The 19,100-nt window shown below is 41.3% G+C and carries 13 protein-coding genes; 6 read left to right on the top strand and 7 right to left on the bottom strand.

Annotated elements, in window-relative coordinates; all coding sequences use genetic code 11:
- The first annotated feature begins 1 nt into the window (after position 1).
- Both DSM08_RS09710 and DSM08_RS09705 read left to right on the top strand, forming a co-directional pair.
- Positions 2–2,116 (top strand): flotillin family protein, encoded by a 2,115-nt coding sequence (locus tag DSM08_RS09710; protein WP_149525969.1) that lies wholly within the window; start codon positions 2–4, stop codon positions 2,114–2,116.
- 29 nt (positions 2,117–2,145) lie between these two features.
- Positions 2,146–6,969, top strand: a complete 4,824-nt coding sequence (locus DSM08_RS09705; RefSeq protein ID WP_149525968.1) for a DNA repair ATPase — start codon at positions 2,146–2,148, stop codon at positions 6,967–6,969.
- 238 nt (positions 6,970–7,207) lie between these two features.
- Here DSM08_RS09705 and DSM08_RS09700 read toward each other — a convergent pair whose 3' ends face one another.
- The 6 genes from DSM08_RS09700 to DSM08_RS09675 are packed head-to-tail and all read right to left on the bottom strand — an operon-like array spanning position 7,208 to position 13,544.
- Entirely contained in the window at positions 7,208–8,449 is a 1,242-nt protein-coding gene (locus DSM08_RS09700) for a sulfate adenylyltransferase subunit 1 (protein WP_149525967.1), read from the bottom strand.
- Between the two features lie 21 nt (positions 8,450–8,470).
- A complete protein-coding gene (cysD, locus tag DSM08_RS09695; protein ID WP_149525966.1) occupies positions 8,471–9,361 on the bottom strand; it encodes a sulfate adenylyltransferase subunit CysD in 891 nt (296 codons plus the stop codon).
- Between the two features lie 11 nt (positions 9,362–9,372).
- On the bottom strand, positions 9,373–10,074 hold the full coding sequence (locus DSM08_RS09690; protein ID WP_394344167.1) for a phosphoadenylyl-sulfate reductase: 702 nt from the start codon (positions 10,072–10,074) through the stop codon (positions 9,373–9,375).
- Positions 10,068–10,649: a precorrin-2 dehydrogenase/sirohydrochlorin ferrochelatase family protein gene (locus DSM08_RS09685; RefSeq protein WP_149525964.1), complete on the bottom strand. Its 582-nt coding sequence runs from the start codon at positions 10,647–10,649 to the stop codon at positions 10,068–10,070. The genes DSM08_RS09690 and DSM08_RS09685 overlap by 7 nt, the downstream gene beginning before the upstream one ends.
- A gap of 4 nt (positions 10,650–10,653) precedes the next feature.
- The gene (cobA, locus tag DSM08_RS09680; protein WP_149525963.1) at positions 10,654–11,424 is read right to left on the bottom strand and encodes a uroporphyrinogen-III C-methyltransferase; all 771 of its coding nucleotides are present in this window, start codon (positions 11,422–11,424) and stop codon (positions 10,654–10,656) included.
- Between the two features lie 14 nt (positions 11,425–11,438).
- Positions 11,439–13,544 carry a HEPN domain-containing protein gene (locus DSM08_RS09675; RefSeq protein ID WP_149525962.1) on the bottom strand — a complete coding sequence of 702 codons (2,106 nt, stop codon included), beginning with the start codon at positions 13,542–13,544 and terminating at the stop codon, positions 11,439–11,441.
- 170 nt (positions 13,545–13,714) lie between these two features.
- Here DSM08_RS09675 and DSM08_RS09670 point away from each other — a divergent pair, with 170 nt between their 5' ends.
- From DSM08_RS09670 to DSM08_RS09655, 4 genes are read left to right on the top strand one after another with little or no spacing between them, the layout of a single operon-like run.
- Positions 13,715–14,710 (top strand): PstS family phosphate ABC transporter substrate-binding protein, encoded by a 996-nt coding sequence (locus tag DSM08_RS09670; protein WP_149525961.1) that lies wholly within the window; start codon positions 13,715–13,717, stop codon positions 14,708–14,710.
- Entirely contained in the window at positions 14,685–15,572 is an 888-nt protein-coding gene (gene pstC / locus DSM08_RS09665) for a phosphate ABC transporter permease subunit PstC (RefSeq protein ID WP_246172197.1), read from the top strand. The genes DSM08_RS09670 and pstC overlap by 26 nt, the downstream gene beginning before the upstream one ends.
- Position 15,573: 1 nt before the next feature.
- Positions 15,574–16,428, top strand: a complete 855-nt coding sequence (locus DSM08_RS09660; protein ID WP_149525959.1) for a PstA family ABC transporter permease — start codon at positions 15,574–15,576, stop codon at positions 16,426–16,428.
- Positions 16,383–17,192, top strand: coding sequence for a phosphate ABC transporter ATP-binding protein (locus DSM08_RS09655; protein WP_149525958.1), 810 nt, complete (start codon positions 16,383–16,385; stop codon positions 17,190–17,192). The genes DSM08_RS09660 and DSM08_RS09655 overlap by 46 nt, the downstream gene beginning before the upstream one ends.
- A gap of 65 nt (positions 17,193–17,257) precedes the next feature.
- On the opposite strand, the gene DSM08_RS09650 is transcribed toward DSM08_RS09655, so the two are convergent.
- Positions 17,258–18,754: a dicarboxylate/amino acid:cation symporter gene (locus tag DSM08_RS09650; RefSeq protein WP_149525957.1), complete on the bottom strand. Its 1,497-nt coding sequence runs from the start codon at positions 18,752–18,754 to the stop codon at positions 17,258–17,260.
- Positions 18,755–19,100: the final 346 nt, after the last annotated feature.

The following is a 19,100-nucleotide window of genomic DNA, read 5'->3' as shown; positions in this document are numbered from 1 at the left end:
TATGAGCAACACACTGTTATTTTTGGAGGGTATCACCGGCGTAGTCCTTATCGCTATAGGTGCTATCGTATTTATCATCTTTGCGTTCTTCGTCGTGCTAAGCATGTTCTACAAGAAGATTCCGCAAGGCAAAGCAATTGTACGTTCGGGCGTTGGTGGAACAAAAGTAGCTTTCAACAAAGGGATGTATGTGATTCCTGTTTTCCATAAAATGGAGATTATGGACATCTCGGTTAAGAAAATTGAAATTAATCGTATGCAGGGCGATGGCTTGATCTGTAAGGATAATATCCGTGCAGACATCAAAGTCGCATTCTTCGTACGCGTAAATAAATCTGTTGACGACGTCATCAACGTTGCTCAGAACTTAGGCTGTGACCGAGCTTCTGATCCTGAAACGTTAAAAAGTATTTTCGAGGCAAAGTTTTCGGAAGCACTGAAGACTGTAGGAAAGAAATTTGATTTCACTGAATTGTATGAGGCGCGTCGTGAATTCCGCGATGAGATTTTAAATATCATCGGTACAGATTTGAATGGTTATATTTTGGATGACTGTGCGATTGATTACTTGGAGCAGACGGAGCTTAAGTTCCTGAGCACAGAGAATATATTGGATTCAGAGGGTATCAAGAAGATCACGGAATTGACGGCGAAGCAAAATATGAATGCTAACCTAATTCGCCGCGAAGAGGAGAAAGTGATCAAGAAACAGAACGTTGAAGCGAGAGAAGCGATTCTGGAGCTGGAGCGACAATTGGCTGAGAAGGAGGAAAGACAGCGCCGCGAGGTAGATAATATTAAAGCGCGCGAAGAGGCTGAGATTGTGAAGGTACGTGAGGAAGAACGCTTAAAGGCTGAAACTGTTCGTATCTCTACGGAAGAATCATTGGCAATTCAGGAGGAGAATAAGCTTCGTCAGATCATAATTGCAGAGAAGAGCAAACTTCGTACGGATGCTGTGGAGACAGAACGTGTAGAAAAAGATAGAGCATTGGAAGCAACAGAGCGCGAGCGTATTGTTGCTTTAGCACAGATTGATAAGCAACGTTCCATTGAATCGGAGCAAAAAAGCATACAAGGCGTTATCAAAGAGCGCGTTCAATTGGAGAAAGGTGTTATTGAAGAGCAACAAGCGGTTCGCGATATTGAAGTGTTCCGTGAGGTTGAGCGTAAGAAGCAGGCTGGCGTTATTGCTGCATCTCAAGAAGCAGAAGAGCGTTTGATTGCAACTGTGAAAGCGGCTGAAGCAGCGAAGATCGCTGCTGAACAAGAAGCAGAAAAAAAGGTTATTGACGCAGAGGCTGCGCGCAAGATTGCTGAAAAGAAAGCGCAAGAGCTCTTGATTGAAGCGGAAGCTAAGAAAGAGGCTTCGGCGAAAGAAGCGGAGGCTCGTAAGATTATTGCCGAGGCCCAAGCGAAAGAAGAAGCGGCAATCGGCTTGTCTGAAGCTGAAGTAATGGTTGCGAAGGCTGAAGCACAGGAGATTCAAGGTAGCAAGGAAGCGGCAGTGATCGAGAAAAAAGCAGAAGCAATGCGCAAGGAAGGTCTTGCAGAAGCGGAAGTTGTTCGTGAGAAAGCTTTAGCGGAGGCTAAGGGTATCGAAGAGAAAGCGGCGGCCATGAAACAATTGGATGGCGTTGGAAAAGAGCACGAAGAGTTCAAACTGCAATTGCAGAAAGAGCGCGATATAGATTTAGCTCATATCAATATACAGAAGGATATTGCTACAGCGCAATCTGCTGTATTGTCTGAAGCATTGAAATCGGCGAAGATTGACATTGTTGGTGGTGAAACAATGTTCTTTGAGAATATTGTACGCCAGGTGTCTAACAGTAAAGGGTTTGATCACTTGATCAATAACTCTACTCATGCAACAGCGATCAAGGATGCACTATTGGGAGGAGAGGGGAATGGCGATTTAGCGGCAAAAGTGAGAAGCCTAGCTGACAAATACGGTATTTCTTCGAACGATATTAAAAACCTAACGGTCTCTGCAGCATTGATTAAATTACAACAGGCTGCGACGGCATCCGATGATGAGGAGGATACAGGTTTTATCAATTCACTGATCGGCATGGCAAAAAACTTAGGATTGTCTAACAAGAAATTAGGATAGTATTTGTTTAAGAAGGAAAACGAATAAGGATGACAGAAAATAAAGAGTCTTTAGACGCTGCAGCATACGATATCATTCAGAAGCGATTACAGGCGCAAAAAGATGACTTAACGAAGCGTTTGCAAGAATTAAATACCGCCCGCAAGGAGGTGTTTAATTCTACAAACTTCGTGCTGAAAGCGAATCAGCGTATTACAACGGAGAATAGCTGTGTCGCTCGCGGAATTATTGCGTTGGATAATGTCTGTATCTTTGGATATAACGTGCATATCGGACTCCGTACGGAAATTAAGTTAGAAGATGTATTTAGTGTTTTCCTATATGAAGAAGGACAATTTGTCCCACAATCGTTGGACCTGATTAAAGATCCTAACTTCATTACCGATTACCAGAACCTTTATAAGTATTACCGCGATTCTATCTTTTCGAAATTCCGTCGAACGGAGAATTACTTGTATATGATTTTTCAGACAAGTAAGAATCCGGAGGATCTAAAAGCTTTTAAGTGGTTGATCAAAGATGGAAAGCTTTATTATGAAAACGATAGAAGCATTCATGAGGTAAAAACTCCTGCCCAATTTGAGTTTGAATGGACAAAAACAGGGCTTGAGGATAGACGCTTAGGAAAATTCCCCCACATCTCTATCTTAGATAAAGTCTTTATTGAGGCGCTTCATGGCGACATCACTTTTAAAATTGAGAACAACACAGATTCTGGACAGGGAATTTATTCAGAGAAAGTTTCCAATACGGATCAACAGCTGGACGATGCTGAATACTACTTTGCGGATTTAGGAAACTTAATCGCCATACGCATAAAGCCTTATCAGGAGGATTTTAGAGCCTATATCTTCAATCAGCGAACGAAGGAAGTTGTTAATCTGAAGTCTTTGAATGAGTCGGCAGTGCTTCTTCCAGACAACCAGGGTGTCATTTTCTCAAACGGCTATTATCTACAGAATGGTACTTCGAAGATATTCGATAATACGCTTTCCAATGTCACATTCTTAAAGAAATTGCAGTCGCCAAACGGCGAAGATTATCTTTACGTCTATACACAGACATCTTCGAATACCTACATCTTGATGTCATACAACATCATTCAGCAGACGGTTGAAACACCGATTATCTGCAATGGCTTTACGATCTTCAAGAATGGCAATCTGATTTACTTTAGAACGGAAGCAGAGGCGACGCGACATCACCAAGTTCAGATTTGGGATACGCCTTATATGGCGGTACTGAAAGAAAACGAGGAACGAAAAGATGATCCGCTTTTTAAGGTTGGGAATAAACAGATTGTGCAAGCCATGGCTGAAGCACAGGAAATTATACAGCTGATAGGGAAGGAGGATAGTTATGAAGGGCTTTATGAGGATATTCTCCAAAAATCCAGAGCCTTACAGGATAGCTACTTTTGGATTAACGATACTTCTCTAAAAGCATTAGGAGCTCCTCTTGGCCAGATCGAACAGATCGCCAACACAGCGATTGATGAATTTGTGAAGGTCCAAGCACAGCGAAAGCATGCTGTTGAATTGTTAGAGCTAAGTAAAAAGCATCTTAGCGAACTTGAGTTTAGCATTAATAGCACGGTTGTAGAACATCTGGATCAGCTTGTTCATCAGTTATCTGACACCCGCAGATTGCAGGGTGAGCTCATTGATATTAAGAATGTTCGATACATTGATGTTGAAGAAGTTGATAAGCTGCTCCTTAAAATTGAAGAAATCAATAAGAGTCTATCTGAGAAAACAGTTAATTACTTGCTTCAAGATGATGCTTTTACTGTATATGAGGAGAAGGTCATTGATCAAAAGCGTAACGTAGAAGGGATTGAGAAAGTCTTTGATGCAAAACCAATAGAAGAGAATATCGTAGAAATTTCATCAGCGCTTGAGCTATTGATTGATATTTTAAACAGCCTAAAAATAAGTGATGCGACGCAGACAACGAAAATCGTTGAGAAGATATCTTTGATATTTGCTTCGTTGAATGAGATCAGAGCTCAATTAACGCGGAAAATAGCCTCATTGAAAAGCACAGAGGCAGTCGCGGAATTCTCTGCGCAATTGACTCTTCTAGAACAGTCGGTTGCAAATTACTTGGAATTATCGACGACGGAACTTAAAGTTGATGAGTATTACACCAAAATAATCGTTCAACTGGAAGAGCTGGAGAGTAAATTCTCAGAGTTCGATGAATTTGTCCTGAAGATCGCTGATAAGCGTGATGAAGTAATAAAGGCATTCAATTCCCGCCGAGAACAGCTGGTCGAACAAGTCAATAAACGAAGTTCCTCATTAGAGCAGATTGGACTTCGGGTGTTAAAGAATATCGAAAATAAGTCTAAGACATTTAACTCGCGAGAGGATATTCAGAGCTTTTATGCTTCTGATTTAATGATAGACAAGATTCGGCAGCTCGTTGCTGAATTAAAAGATCTTTCAGATGTTTCTAAAGCTGAGAATCTGGAGAACCTTTTAAAAAAATCGCAAGAAGATGCGCTAAGAATTCTGAGAGATAAAACGGAGCTTTATGTTGATGGCGATAATATTATCGCTCTCGGTAAGCATAAGTTTACAGTCAATAAGCAACCGCTGAGTCTTACACTTATTCGACGAAATAATGAATTATACTATCATCTGACAGGTACTAGTTTCTTTCAGAAGGTTAAAAGTTCAGAGATATTAGCATATCAGGACATTTGGGAACAAGAACTGGTTTCAGAAAATAATGAGGTTTATCGAGCGGAATACTTAGCTTATCAAACTTTACTGGCCTCTCGTGGACAATCGAATTTCAATGCGGAGCAATTTATTAATCAGACGGTAGAGCAGAATTACACCGAAAATTATATTAAAGGAGTTCATAATGTTGATGCATTAGCGATATACCTCTGCCTTGCAGAGATTGACAATAAGCTTGACTTGTTGCGATTTGATTCCCAAACGAGAGCTATCGCTCAGCTGTTTTGGCATGAATTGGAAGTGGATACGCGGGATAAGTTAGCGGCTTTAGTTCAAGCGACAGCCGCTGTTATGCGGACATTTCCCAATTCCAAAAGGAGCGAGGAAGTTATTAAGCAAATCAGCAAATCATTTCATCAATGGCCATCATCATTGCATCTTGAGGGCGTGAGTCCATCAAATATTTCCAACTATATTTTCCAAACCTTTTCGAAGTATAAGCGATTTACACTAAGTGAGACTGCTGATCATTTTCGTCAAGAATTCTTAAGATTACTCGAAAAGAAAAAAGTCTTGAAGGATTATGAACAGGATATCAATCAAGAACGTTTTAAGAACGAAGATCGCTATTTGTTGATTACGAATTGGTTATATGGATATGTAGAGCAAGAAGAGAAAGCAGAAGATTATGGAAGATATATTGAAGAAACCGCTGCAGCTTTACTCTTTCCTAAAGATGATTATGAGTTGATCTTTGCCAATGATCGACTGATTGTCGATGATTTAAAGGGAAATCACCCTAGTATAACTGAAGGGCGTATTGATGTTCAATACCATTCTTTTATTGCTAAATTAAAGGATTTCGTGGAGAATAAGATTCCTCGCTTGCAGTCCTTTACTAAACTGAAAGAAGAACTTAATAAAAACTATGTAAAAGAGTTAAAAGTCAATGAATTAGAACCAAAAGTATTGACTTCTTTTGTGCGAAATAAGTTGATAAATGAGGTTTATTTTCCATTGATTGGCAGTAATTTAGCAAAACAGATAGGGGAGGCTGGAGACAATAAAAGGACGGCTCGGATGGGGATGTTGTTATTGATTTCTCCTCCAGGATATGGAAAGACGACCTTGATGGAATACCTAGCCAAAACCATTGGATTTCACTTCGTCAAAATCAATGGACCGACGATTGGGCATTCGATTACATCGATCGATCCATCAGAAGCTAAGACATCTGGAGAACGCGAAGAATTGAAGAAGATCAACTTAGCATTTGAGATGTCTGATAATGTTATGCTTTATCTAGATGATATACAGCATTTAAACGCCGAATTTTTACAGAAATTCATTTCTTTGGCTGACGGTCAGCGAAAAATCGACGGTATTTTTGATGGCGAAAGCAAGACATATGACCTTAGAGGAAAGCGTTTCTGCGTAATTATGGCGGGAAATCCATATACTGAAAGCGGTTCTAAATTTAAAATTCCAGACATGCTCACCAATAGAGCTGATGTCTATAATCTTGGGGATGTGATAGGAGATACCGAACATCTTTTCAATCTGAGTCTGATTGAAAATGCAGCAATTGAAAATGTACATCTTGAGAAGATAGCAAGTAAATCATTTAATGATTTCTATGCGCTAATTGATTATGTAACAACAGGAACAGATCAGTTACCAACACTAGAAGGCAACTATCAAAAACAAAAAATTGACGACTGTATCGCTGTATTGAAGCATATCTTGAAGATTAGAAATATCGTCGTGAAGGTGAATGAAAATTATATACAAAGCGCTGCTATACAAGATAATTACCGCACAGAACCTGCATTTAAACTTCAAGGTTCTTATCGAAATATGAACAAGCTCGTAGCTCAGGTGGTGCCGATGATGAATGATCAAGAAATTCAGCAATTAATTATGTTGCATTATGAAAATGAGTCTCAGACCTTGACAGCTGATACGGAAAGCAACATGTTGAAGCTAAAGGAACTTGCAGGACTAATGTCTGATCAAGAGAAAGCCCGCTGGGAAGAAATAAAAACAATCTTCAGAAAAAATAACAAGCATAACGGCTTAGCAAAAGATGATATGATGTTTGCGCAGCTGTTAGAATTCAATGAAAACCTAGAAGGAATTATTAAGGCAATTCGTGGGAATTAGTAATTAAAAACATCTGGGCAGTAAGTTTTGTGTGTACTGCTCAGATTTCATAATTTGTTAAAACGTGTTATTGTTTTGTCTGCTTTATAATACGTAAGTTTATAGTGTTAAACGACAATATAAACCTGGATATCGCCAAAGACCTTACTTTATTATTTCATTATATTATTGTATCATAATTTATATTATGTTAAATAGTAGTATGCAAGGGAGCTTCTGATAAAGCCCCCTGCCATTATTATGCAGATTGTATAATCGCTGCAGCGACAGTAATATTCGTTCGTGGATCAATTATAATAGCTCTTGCGTTCTCTGGAAAATCTTCCTGTCTATCAAAAACTATATCTTCAGCAGATCTAATCTGTACACGTCCGATATCATTCAAACGAATTGATTCATTATAAATCTGATCTTGCGTATGAACGTCGTATTTAAATAAAATCTCAGGAATTTTAATTTTAGTGACTTTTGCGTGTGTTTGCAACAAATAAACTTGGTTTGTATCCAGTTCTTTGTTTTCAAACCATGAGATATTTGCTTCTACGTTTCTTTCTGTTAGAGATGGATTGGCTGCACTCACAATCATATCACCACGGGAAATATCAACATCATCGCTCAAATGGATGATTACTGAGGCCCCATTTTGAGCTTCATCCAGCTTTTCCTCGTTAAATTCGATTGCAGCGACTCTAGAGCGGCTTCCGCTCGGAAGAATGATCACCTCCTCTCCTGTTTTTAACCCCTCTCCTAATACCCTACCGGCATAGCCCCTATAGTCATGTAAATCAGCACTTTGAGGACGAACAACCCATTGTACGGGAAATCTCCAGCCTTTATTTTCCTTTGTTTCTATATTAACCTCTTCTAGATATTCTAATAATGAAGGTCCTGTGTACCAATTCATTCTATTAGAACGATTAACAATATTATCTCCTTTTAAAGCGGAAACCGGAATAAAATCAACATCATCTAATTTAAGCTTCGCTGCAAGCTGCAAGTAATCATTCTTGATATTTTCGTAGACTGCCAACTCGTAGTCCATCATATCCATTTTGTTCACACAAACGAGTACTTTCTTTAAGCCTAATAACTTCGCTAAAAAGGAATGTCTCTTAGTCTGTTCGATTACACCTTTTCTAGCGTCGATCAGGATGATTATTAAGTCGGAATTACTAGCGCCAGTAACCATATTCCGTGTGTACTGTATATGTCCGGGTGCATCGGCGATAATGAATTTACGTTTCTCCGTTTGGAAATATTTATACGCTACATCAATCGTAATACCTTGCTCGCGCTCTGCTTTTAGGCCATCCGTTAGAATTGCTAAATCCACAGTACCATCATCGTTTTTGCGATTAGCTTTCTGTATTGCCTCCAACTGATCATCTAAAATCGAATTGGTATCATATAAAAGCCGTCCGATCAGCGTGCTTTTGCCGTCGTCTACAGATCCGGCGGTAATAAATTTTATAATGTTCATCTGTTGTCTTCGTTTAATTGATTAAAAATAGCCTTGTTTCTTGCGTTCCTCCATTGCAGCTTCCGACACCTTATCATCCATACGAGCACCACGCTCGCTGACCGTAGAAGCTTTAATCTCAGCAATGATGTCATCTAGTTCCACGGCGATAGAGTCTACTGCAGCTGTACAGGTCATATCGCCTACCGTTCTAAATCTCACTGATTTATGCTCGACGATATCTTGATCATCAATTTGTAAAACTGGATCTGCAGCCATCCATTGTCCATTCCGAAAAACAACATCACGCTCATGGCTAAAGTAAATCGACGGCAAGGCAATATTCTCACGTTTAATGTAATTCCAAACATCTAGTTCAGTCCAGTTAGAAATCGGGAATACTCGGACATTCTCGCCGCGTTGGATCTTGCCGTTAAATATGTTCCAAAGCTCAGGACGCTGCCTTTTCGGATCCCATTGCCCAAATTCGTCCCGAACGGAAAAGATACGCTCTTTCGCTCTCGCTTTTTCTTCGTCTCGACGCGCTCCGCCAATACAAGCATCAAAACCATATTGCTCTATGGTATCTAATAATGTCACTGTCTGTAGGGCATTCCGGCTAGCATTTTTACCACGTTGCTCCACAACCTTTCCAGCATCAATGCTATCCTGAACGTGTCCTACGATCAGTTTTTCACCAATCTGCTCCACCAGCCAATCTCTATACTCTATTGTTTCGGGGAAATTATGCCCGGTATCAATATGTACGAGTGGAAAAGGAAATTTACCCGGTCTAAATGCTTTCTTTGCCAGGTGTACTAGCGTTATCGAGTCTTTCCCGCCAGAGAATAGCAAAGCTGGCTTTTCGAATTGCCCGGCAACCTCACGCAATATATAAATGGCTTCCGCCTCTAGATGATCTAAGTAATCCATACATTAATCTATTATTTACTTGTAACATGTAACCCACACTCTTTCTTGCTTTTATCTTCCCACCACCAGCGGCCTGCACGGAAATCCTCCCCTGCAGCTATCGCCCTGGTACAGGGCTGGCAACCGATGCTCGGGAACCCTTTGTCATGTAAAGGATTATAAGGCACAAAATTGACTTTTAAGAACGTCTCGACCATTTCCAGGGTCCAGTTGAACAATGGATGAACCTTGATAATCTGATTACCCTCATCCCACTCGATGAATTCCATGTGATCTCGGTTTTCCGACTGTTCTGCCCGTATACCGGTAATCCATACCTTGTATCCCTTGATCGCACGTTTCAAAGGTTCAATCTTCCGGATAAAACAACATTCCTTTCGATTTTCCGTCGACTCATAGAAGCTCGACGGTCCTTTGGTACTGATCAATTCTTCCACCGCTTCTGTTCTCGGATAATAAGCCTGTATCGGAAGCTTGTAGATATCCAACGTTCTGTTCCATACATAATAAGTCTCCGGAAACAAACGACCTGTATCGAGGGTAAAAACACGAGTCGTAGCATTTATCTCCGATAGCAAATGTGTAATGACCTGATCCTCTATTCCAAATGACGTCGAAAAGATCGCTTCCTCTCCAAACCGCGCATTGACATAGGTCAGAATCTCCCGAGCGTCCAAACCTGCTAAATCGCTCTTTAATTGTTCTATCATGATCCTGCTCCTTTCAATAATGATTCGGTATGCGCGTTCAAGACGGTCACTTTTCTTTGGAAATCGCCCTTTAAGCTATTTCTATAAGAAGCCATGAGATTCAATGTTTCATCAATTTCCTCTGGCAATAATTCATTTAAAAATTCTTTTAGGCGCTTCGCTATGGTGGGTGATTTGCCGTTGGTGGAAATCCCTATCTTCAGGTTTCCTTTCTGCACGACAGACCCGAGGTAGAAATCGCATAAATCAGGCTTGTCAGCCACATTGACCAACAGATGTCTTGACTTAGCGAGCTGTTTAACTTCCTCATTAAATTCCGGATTGTTTGTGGCCATAATCAGCAAGTCCATACCGTCAAGATCACGTTCTTGAAATTCGCGTATTTCTAAGGATAGTAATTCATTTGAATTTACCAAGGCAACTATCTCGTCGATCACATCACGCGCTATAATCTTAACTTTTGCATTTGGAGAATTGCTAAGCAGCGCTTGCAGCTTTTCCAAGCCTACAGGTCCTCCACCGATAAGCAACGTGTTGATTTGGTCCAACTTAACGTAAATAGGAAATAATGTATTCATCGCACTATACGTTTTGAATGCTTGCTAATTCAAGTTTTACTGCTTCAAATTCCTGATGCTTTGCAACGACTTCTCCTAGTACGATGATCGCCGGAACTCCAACCAAACTACGCTCAGCGTCCTGTATAATGCTGTTTATTCGGCCTAATACAACCCTTTCGTTTGGTAAAGATCCATTCTGAATTAAGGCGATAGGTAAATTACCTTTGCCCTCAGATTGATACAGCGCAACAATCTCTCGCAGCTTCGAAAAACCCATCAAAACAACAACCGTTGCATTGGTCTGTACAGCAGTGTACAAATCGTTCGATAGACGGCCATCGCTAGTGGAGCCTGTAATTACCCAAAAAGACTCTGAGATACCCCTATAAGTCAATGGGATTTGCTGAAGACCCGTTAACCCAACTGATGAGGAGATGCCGGGCACTACTGCCGTTTCTATATCAAATTGTCGAACAAAATCCAATTCTTCGCCACCTCGTCCGAATACAAAAGGATCACCGCCCTTTAATCGAACGACATGCCCATGAGTCAGCGCATAATCAACTAACAGCTGATTTATATGGTCTTGTGAAGTCGATAATCGCTCCGCACGTTTCCCTACATATATTTTTGTGCAATCTTTGCTCGCGTACTCCAGCAAGCTCTCATTCACTAAAGCATCATATAAAATCACATCCGCAGACGCTATAGCACGTATTCCTTTCAAAGTGATGAGATCAGGATCTCCCGGCCCTGCGCCTACTAAAGTTACTTTTGGTTTAATTTCTTTCATTCTTCCCTCCTGTTTTATTGACTAACCGCCTTTAATTCTTCCCTACGTTCCGCTCCTTCTAAGCCAAAAGCGGTGGCCTGCAAAAGGTATGCTTCTGCAAATTCCTTAGAGGGCTCATATTTATTGATTTGTAAAACACGCTCACTGAAGCTAGTCGGAAAACTAAATAAGCCTTCGTTTACATAGTGCGTATCAAACTCCTGTATAACTGCTGCTTGTGTTGAAGAATTTATTCCTTTATCTAACAATAAAGCCTTGGCTGTCCATACAAACGAACTGTAAGCATGATAGATGGCATCTGCATATTGTCCTTTCTCCAACGCGAGTCTAGAGAGATCCAATTTCTCTTCCGCTTCCAACAACAGGGTTGCAACCAAGTCAATAATAACACCGGCACATTCGCCCACGCCGATTGCAGTCGCAAAGGTTTCCTCATGTCCCCAGTCGATGTGCTCATCGGGGGTCAATGTCGTTAAATCAGCCAGCGGCTTCAGTAATCTATAGAAATAGTCTTTCGTCTGCTGATCATAATAATCATGAAAGTTCTGCTCAGCTGATTTATTGGCTTTAAAGTCGGTCAACAACAGATCTACAACTTGCAAAACACGCTTCGTAGGCACTTTGATAACACGCTCTGCTACACGACCTTTTCCATCGCCAATTGTACCTCCGGCTAACATCACTTGCGCTGCAGGAATCACTGCACCGCCAGCCTTTACAGAGCTCCCATGGAAGCCAATATGAGCAAGACCATGTTGTCCGCATGAATTCATACAGCCTGAAATCTTAATCTTTAATTGCTGTTCAAAAACGAAGTCGGTATGAAACTCATGGATATAGTTTTCCAATACTCTTGCCATTTCCGTTGAGTTTGAAATCCCTAGGTTACAAGTATCTGTTCCCGGACAAGTGGTGATATCCGCCGTACTGTTATGCCCTGGTTTTGAAAAACCTAAGCTAGCCAGCACATTGTAAATATGAGCCAGAGATTCCTGGCGAGCATACTTGAAGAGTAAATTCTGATCTTGAGTTATGCGGATATCATCCGCAATGTGCCCACGAAGCCCGGCAACCAATACACGTGCTTTCTCTGTTGAAATATCGCCCGTCTGAATATTAGCATATACGCCATAATATCCTTTCTGCTTTTGCTCGAAAACATTAGTCTGTTTCCATATTTCAAAACCGATCTGGTCGATCGCTTCTACTTCGGTTACTTCCTCAGTTGGAGCTGCAGGTTGCTGAATCAAATTTCGATCAACCTTTACCTGGGTGTTCTTAATCGCGGTCTTTTCTTCTTCAATAAGCGCTAAGACGCTCTTTAAGCCTAGCTTTTGTATGAGATATTTAAAACGAGCCTTATTGCGGTTATTGCGTTCTCCATGTCGGTCGAACACGCGTAGAGTTGCTTCTATATAAGGAATGAAATCATCATCAGCTAAGAAATCAAAGATCTCATAGGCTAGAATAGGTTGAGCTCCCAATCCACCACCAAGCATCACTTTGAAACCACGTTGTTCTTCGCCATTTACCACCCTGATTTTAGGGATAAAGCCGAAATCGTGTATGTATGAAAATGCAGAATCCTTATCTGACGACGAGAAAGACATCTTGATCTTTCGTCCCATCTCCGCACAAACAGGATTCCTTAGGAAATATTCAAATGTTTTTTGCGCGTATGGCGACACATCAAACAACTCGTCTGGGTCAATACCGGCTGTCGCTGAAGCCGTTACATTACGAACCGTGTTTCCACAAGCCTCGCGCAATGTAATATCATCTTCCGCTAACTTTGCCCATAGTTCCGGTGTTTTATCTAAGCTAACGAAGTGTAATTGTATATCTTGGCGGGTAGTTAAGTGTAAATTCTTGCTTGCATACTCATCAGAGATATCAGCGATCTTAAGCAGTTGCTTGAAAGTAACCTTGCCAAAAGGAAGTTTGATACGCACCATCTGCACACCCGGCTGACGTTGACCATATACTCCCCTAGCTAATCTTAAAGAACGGAATTTCTCATCTGGGATCTCCCCCTTCTGAAAACTCCTAATCTTTCTCTCCAGCTCGATTATCTCTTGCTCAACGACTGGATTCTCTAATTCCGTACGAAAACTCTGCATCTTTAACCTAGTTAGTATTATTAATAATTCAATAACATCTACCTTATATTATAGTATTCTTAAGGTTCGATGGACAAATGTATAAATTTTCTGTAAAAATAATATATAATATCTAGTGATTTAGTATATATTTGTAGAAATAATTTCAAAACGTAATTTTAAAGACGCTCATGAAGCTAAATAAATCATTGTCTATCAGTTTATTAACAACACTTTTGTTGAGCAGTTGCGCACCGAAAGTTTCTGAGGGCTATGATTCGGAGCGCGGATATGTTGGTAATATTTCTATATCTGGAGCCTTCGCACTCTACCCATTAGCGGTATTATGGAGCGAAGATTTCAAGAAAGAAAACCCGGACGTACGTTTCAATATCTCTGCTGGTGGAGCGGGTAAAGGAATTGCAGATGTCTTGACCAACATGGTCGATATCGGATTGGTTTCTCGCGATCTGCATGCACAGGAGCTGGAAAAAGGAGCTTACCCGGTCCTTGTTGCAAATGATGCTGTTATTGGTACTGTTAATAGCGAGCACCCCAATTATAAGCTGATCAAAGAACGCGGGTTTACTCAGGAGGAATTAAAACACATCTTTCTAGGAGGTTATTATAAATTATGGTCGGATATCGATTCCCGCTTTGTTCAAGAGCCGTTGGAAGTATATGTTCGTTCAGATGCCGCCGGAGCAGCAGAAACATGGGCTAAGTTCTTTAAAGCCAATCAGGAAGATCTAAAAGGCATTGGAATATTCGGCGACCCCGGACTTGCTCAAGCTATCAAAGACAACAAACTGGCTATCGGATTCAACAACATCAATTATGTCTACGACTTAAAATCAAAGAAAGCCAGCGCGCAGATTGCTGCCCTGCCGATAGACTTAAACCAAAACGGGAAGATCGATCCGGATGAAAACTTCTATGATAGCATCGATCAACTGACCAACGCTGTCGCGCAACAGAAATATCCGTCTCCACCTGCACGCGAACTGATGTTCGTCGTTCGTAATGATCAACAGACAAGGCTATTGAAAGCATTTATAGAATTTGTATTACAGGAAAAGCAGCAGGCTTATCTATTGGAGAATGGATATGTGCCTTTGGAAAAAGACGTTATAGCACAACAATTACAAAAATTAAGCATTGGTGATAAACAGATTAGTAAAAGATAAGATAGCGCAGCGGGTGTCGGCGGGATTATTAGGGATCACCAGCTTGGTCATTGTACTCATCGTCGTTGGCTTAGTATGGAAAGCAACCCCACTTCTAACAGAGTTCTCGCTATGGGATGTACTGACCGAAAGCGTGTGGGCTCCGTTAAAAGGGCAATTTGGCTTCCTTTCTTTTATCCTCGGCACCATCTGGGTTACCTTGTTATCCTTATTAATTGCAGTCCCTTTGTGTATTCTCGCGTCAGTCTATTTAGTCGAATATGCATCTGACCGATTGCGCAATATGGTGCTTCCATTAGTGAATGTGCTGGCAGCAATCCCACCGGTATTATATGGAGTTTGGGGGGTATTATTTGTAGTTCCTCTTTTAGGAACTTATATAGCGCCAATATTTGGTATCAGCACGACCGGCTATTCTGTTTTTGCCGGTGGTATTGTACTGGCGGTCATGATCTTTCCGATTATGGTCAGCATCATGGTTGAAGTATTGAATACTATTCCGTACGAGCTACGTGCTGTTTCCCTTAGCCTTGGTGCGACTCGTTGGGAAACAATCAAGCATGTTGTACTGAAGAAAGCTAAGCCTGGAATATTTGCGGCAGTGGTATTGGCCATTTCCCGGGCGTTTGGTGAAACGGTCGCCGTATTGATGGTCTGTGGTAATATCCCGCAAATCCCAAAATCAATCTTTGACGCCGGTTATCCCATTCCTGCTTTAATAGCGAATAATTTTGGAGAAATGATGTCTATTCCTTTATACGATTCGGCATTGATGTTTGCAGCGCTATTGCTCTTTGTCATCATTTTCGGCTTTAACCTGATTTCAAGATTAATCTTAAATAAACTGGAGGCAAAGTATTAAGATGAGAACTGTAAAATCTAGACTGTTTCAAGAGAAGCTTGCCAAAATGTTTATGCAGCTTTCCGGTATCATTATCACCGGCTCCTTATTTTTCATCGTAGGAACAATCCTTTACAAAGGCTTGCCCTACCTGTCCTGGGACATGATTAGCAAAGTACCACAGGGAGGATTTTATATCGGAAAAGAAGGCGGAATTCTAAACGCTATCTTGGGTTCGCTGTACTTGGCTAGTGCTTCGACTTTGTTAGCGACGTTAATCGGAATACCCATCGCGCTTTATTTGAATATCTATGTCAAGAAAGGTTCTTCCTTAGCGCGAAGTGCCAAGCTATTGTTCGATGTGTTGTTCGGTATTCCCTCCATTGTTTATGGCGCCATAGCGTTTAGCATTATGGTGTTCCTTGGTATTAGAGCATCTTTGCTTGGGGGTATTATCACCATAACTTTGTTGACTATCCCCATCGTAGTGAGAACTTTGGATGAGCTGATCTCTACCATTCCTCAAGATCTGAGACATGTCACGGCTTCCCTTGGAGCAACGCGCTGGGAAACAGCACGTGTCATGATCAAATATATAAAGCCGGGGCTATTTACAGCAGTTTTATTGGCATTTGGGCGCGCTATTGGCGATGTTGCCGGCGTCTTGTTGACTACCGGCTTCAGCGATAACTTACCTAAATACATCGATGAGCCAACTGCGACACTGCCACTGGCTATATTCTTCCAGCTTAGCAGTCCTATTCCGGAAGTCCAAGGCCGTGCCTATGCCTCTGCTTTAGTATTAACTATTATCATCTTAATCATCGTTCTATGCTCACATATCCTAGCGTCGAAGCAGAAAAAGCACAAGATTTAAGCCGTATCGTCCTTCCAAAGATTCAGATCAAGGATTTGAACGTAACGGTAGAAGGAAAACAGATTCTGAAGAATATCAGTCTGGATATTCCGAATAACTCGATAACCTCCATTATAGGTCCCTCGGGTTGCGGGAAGACGACGCTATTGAAGACTTTGAACCGACTGCTAGACGATCAAAAAGATGTAGAGGTAACAGGTTCTGTACTGGTGAACAACGAGGATATTTATGCTCCAGGCGCAGAAGTGACGCATATTCGTAAGAAAATGGGCCTGCTTTCGCAGAAGCCTTTTCCATTGCCGATGTCGATATTTGATAATATCGCTTATGGTCCAAAAATTCATGGTATTCGGGACAAAAATACTTTAAAAGCGATTGTTGAGCAACAGTTGGTGAATGTGGGATTATGGGATGAAGTGAAAGATCGTTTGGATGCCTCTGCGACACGTTTATCTATCGGGCAGCAACAGCGCCTTTGTTTAGCGCGTGGACTTGCTGTGGAGCCTGAAATTATCTTAGGCGACGAATCTACCTCCGCCTTGGACCCTATTTCAACACAAACGATAGAAAATCTGTTGATTCAACTTAAAGAAGATTATACGATCGTCTTGGTTACCCATATCCTTCGCCAGGCGCGCAGGGTGTCAGACTATATACTTTTCTTATACAATGGTGAAATCGTGGAATTTGGGAAAACGGAGGATGTGCTGTTGAATCCACAAAATGAAATTACCAAACAATACGTGAAGGGCTATATATCTTAATTTGGCAATTAATAATTCATATATTCAAAACGAAGGGGATGCTCGAATGAACATCCCCTCTCTATTTAAGATCTTGTTTCGTTTTCAGGTCCTTCTTCGATGACCTCCGCAATTTCCTTGATTCCGTCTTCGTCGGAATCCACGCGGAACGGAGCCGCTTCATCAAATTCCCCTTCCCATTTCGCTACAACAACCGTCGCTAAACAGTTACCAATAACGTTCACCGACGTTCTTGCCATATCCATTAATTCGTCGATACCTAAGATCGCTGCGATAACAAACACTGGCAAACCAAACTGATCTGCTGTTGCGATCAATACGATCAACGAAGCTCTAGGAACAGCTGCCACCCCTTTTGAAGTAATCATCAGGGTAAAGGCAATTGCTAATTGCTGTCCGAAGGAAAGATCAATTCCCGCTGCTTGCGCCACGAAGATTGATGCTAAAGAAAGGTAAAGCGAAGTTCCGTCGAGGTTAAAGCTATATCCCGTCGGAATAACAAAGGATACGATGCGACGCGGAACACCAAATTTCTCCATCGCACTCATCGCTTTTGGAAGCGCAGCATCCGAACTCGTCGTTGCAAAGGCAATGGAAACCGGCTCTTTAATAGCGTTAACAAATTGTTTTATAGGAACTTTTAAGTATAACGCAACTGGCAATAAAACCACCAGTAAGAACATGATCAAGGCAAGGTAAAGTGTTGCCAAAAGCATAAAGAGGTTTTTCAGGATGTCCACCCCTAGGTGTCCAACCGTATAGGCCATCGCTGCGCCCACACCAATAGGTGCGAAGAGCATCACCAGATTGGTGAATTTGAACATGGCTTCGGATAGACTTTCCGTAAAATCGACCAGCGGCTTTCGCTTTTTTTCCTCCACCATCGCTAAACCGATACCGAAGATAACTGCAAAAACCACAATCTGTAATACCTTATTCTCATAAATGGACTTTACAATATTCTCCGGGAATGTATCTCTAAAGAAGGTTGTAAACTTAAACAGCCAATGTGCACTTTCGTCGATATGCTCTAACGCTACTTTATCCGCCTCAGAAACCGCCGATGTTGTTGGAAGTTCTTCGTGCGGCATGTGCTCGATATCAATACCAACACCTGCTTGTGTTAAGTTGATGGCTGCCAATCCGATGAAGATCGCACAAGTCGTAGCCAAGAAGAAGTATAGCATGGATTTCCAAGCCATACGCCCAACCTGCTTTAAATCGGAGTGTCCGGCAATACCAAATACTAATGTCGAGAATAGAATTGGTCCAACAATAGTCTTCACGAGCTTGATAAACCCTTGACTTAAAGGTTGCAAGGCACGCGCAGCATTTGGTAAATCAAGACCGATAAAGATACCCAATATCATACAGGTCAAAATCCATGTTGTTAGATTTCGACGAACCAAGGCATTCAAAACCAATACAGCCGCCGTAACCCAACGGACCACAACCATAACAGTAGCCGGAACAGCAACAGTGTTAAATTCGTATAGTAGAGTGATAATAGAGGCTAACGCAATGGTTATTAGTAGAATATATCCCGTTGTTTTTTTAGACATGTAGTTAATTTAGGGGTTATGTTATTCGTTATTTTCAATTTTCCGCCTGACAAAAATAAAAAAATAGCACTGTAAAGCAAATAATTTAGGGAAATGGAGGGCGCAGCTTGAGAGGATGAGATTTCTAAGTAGCTGAGGTATAGTTTGTTTTGAACTGTTGATTAAACAGGAAGGGAAGTTTGTTTTGATTCTTTGTTTTAAAGTGTTTTGAACCAGGGAAAGAAGGATATAGGGATTGGCAGGATGTCTTGTCCGGATGTTTGTCTTGAACCAGGAAAGGAAGGATTTAAGGATTGGCAGGATCATGCGGAAAGGAAAAATTGTCTTGAACCAAGAAAGGAAGGAT

It is taken from the genome of Sphingobacterium hotanense, from assembly GCF_008274825.1.
GTDB classification, from domain to species: domain Bacteria; phylum Bacteroidota; class Bacteroidia; order Sphingobacteriales; family Sphingobacteriaceae; genus Sphingobacterium; species Sphingobacterium hotanense.
This window is presented reverse-complemented; position numbering and strand designations above follow the sequence as displayed.

Excerpts from the sequence above, each read along its gene's own strand:
- DSM08_RS09710 (WP_149525969.1), top strand. The coding sequence starts at position 2 with ATGAGCAACACACTGTTATTTTTGGAGGGTATCACCGGCGTAGTCCTT.
- DSM08_RS09705 (WP_149525968.1), top strand. The coding sequence starts at position 2,146 with ATGACAGAAAATAAAGAGTCTTTAGACGCTGCAGCATACGATATCATT.
- DSM08_RS09700 (WP_149525967.1), bottom strand. The coding sequence starts at position 8,449 with ATGAACATTATAAAATTTATTACCGCCGGATCTGTAGACGACGGCAAA.
- cysD (WP_149525966.1), bottom strand. The coding sequence starts at position 9,361 with ATGGATTACTTAGATCATCTAGAGGCGGAAGCCATTTATATATTGCGT.
- DSM08_RS09685 (WP_149525964.1), bottom strand. The coding sequence starts at position 10,649 with ATGAATACATTATTTCCTATTTACGTTAAGTTGGACCAAATCAACACG.
- cobA (WP_149525963.1), bottom strand. The coding sequence starts at position 11,424 with ATGAAAGAAATTAAACCAAAAGTAACTTTAGTAGGCGCAGGGCCGGGA.
- DSM08_RS09675 (WP_149525962.1), bottom strand. The coding sequence starts at position 13,544 with ATGCAGAGTTTTCGTACGGAATTAGAGAATCCAGTCGTTGAGCAAGAG.
- DSM08_RS09670 (WP_149525961.1), top strand. The coding sequence starts at position 13,715 with ATGAAGCTAAATAAATCATTGTCTATCAGTTTATTAACAACACTTTTG.
- DSM08_RS09660 (WP_149525959.1), top strand. The coding sequence starts at position 15,574 with ATGAGAACTGTAAAATCTAGACTGTTTCAAGAGAAGCTTGCCAAAATG.
- DSM08_RS09655 (WP_149525958.1), top strand. The coding sequence starts at position 16,383 with ATGCTCACATATCCTAGCGTCGAAGCAGAAAAAGCACAAGATTTAAGC.
- DSM08_RS09650 (WP_149525957.1), bottom strand. The coding sequence starts at position 18,754 with ATGTCTAAAAAAACAACGGGATATATTCTACTAATAACCATTGCGTTA.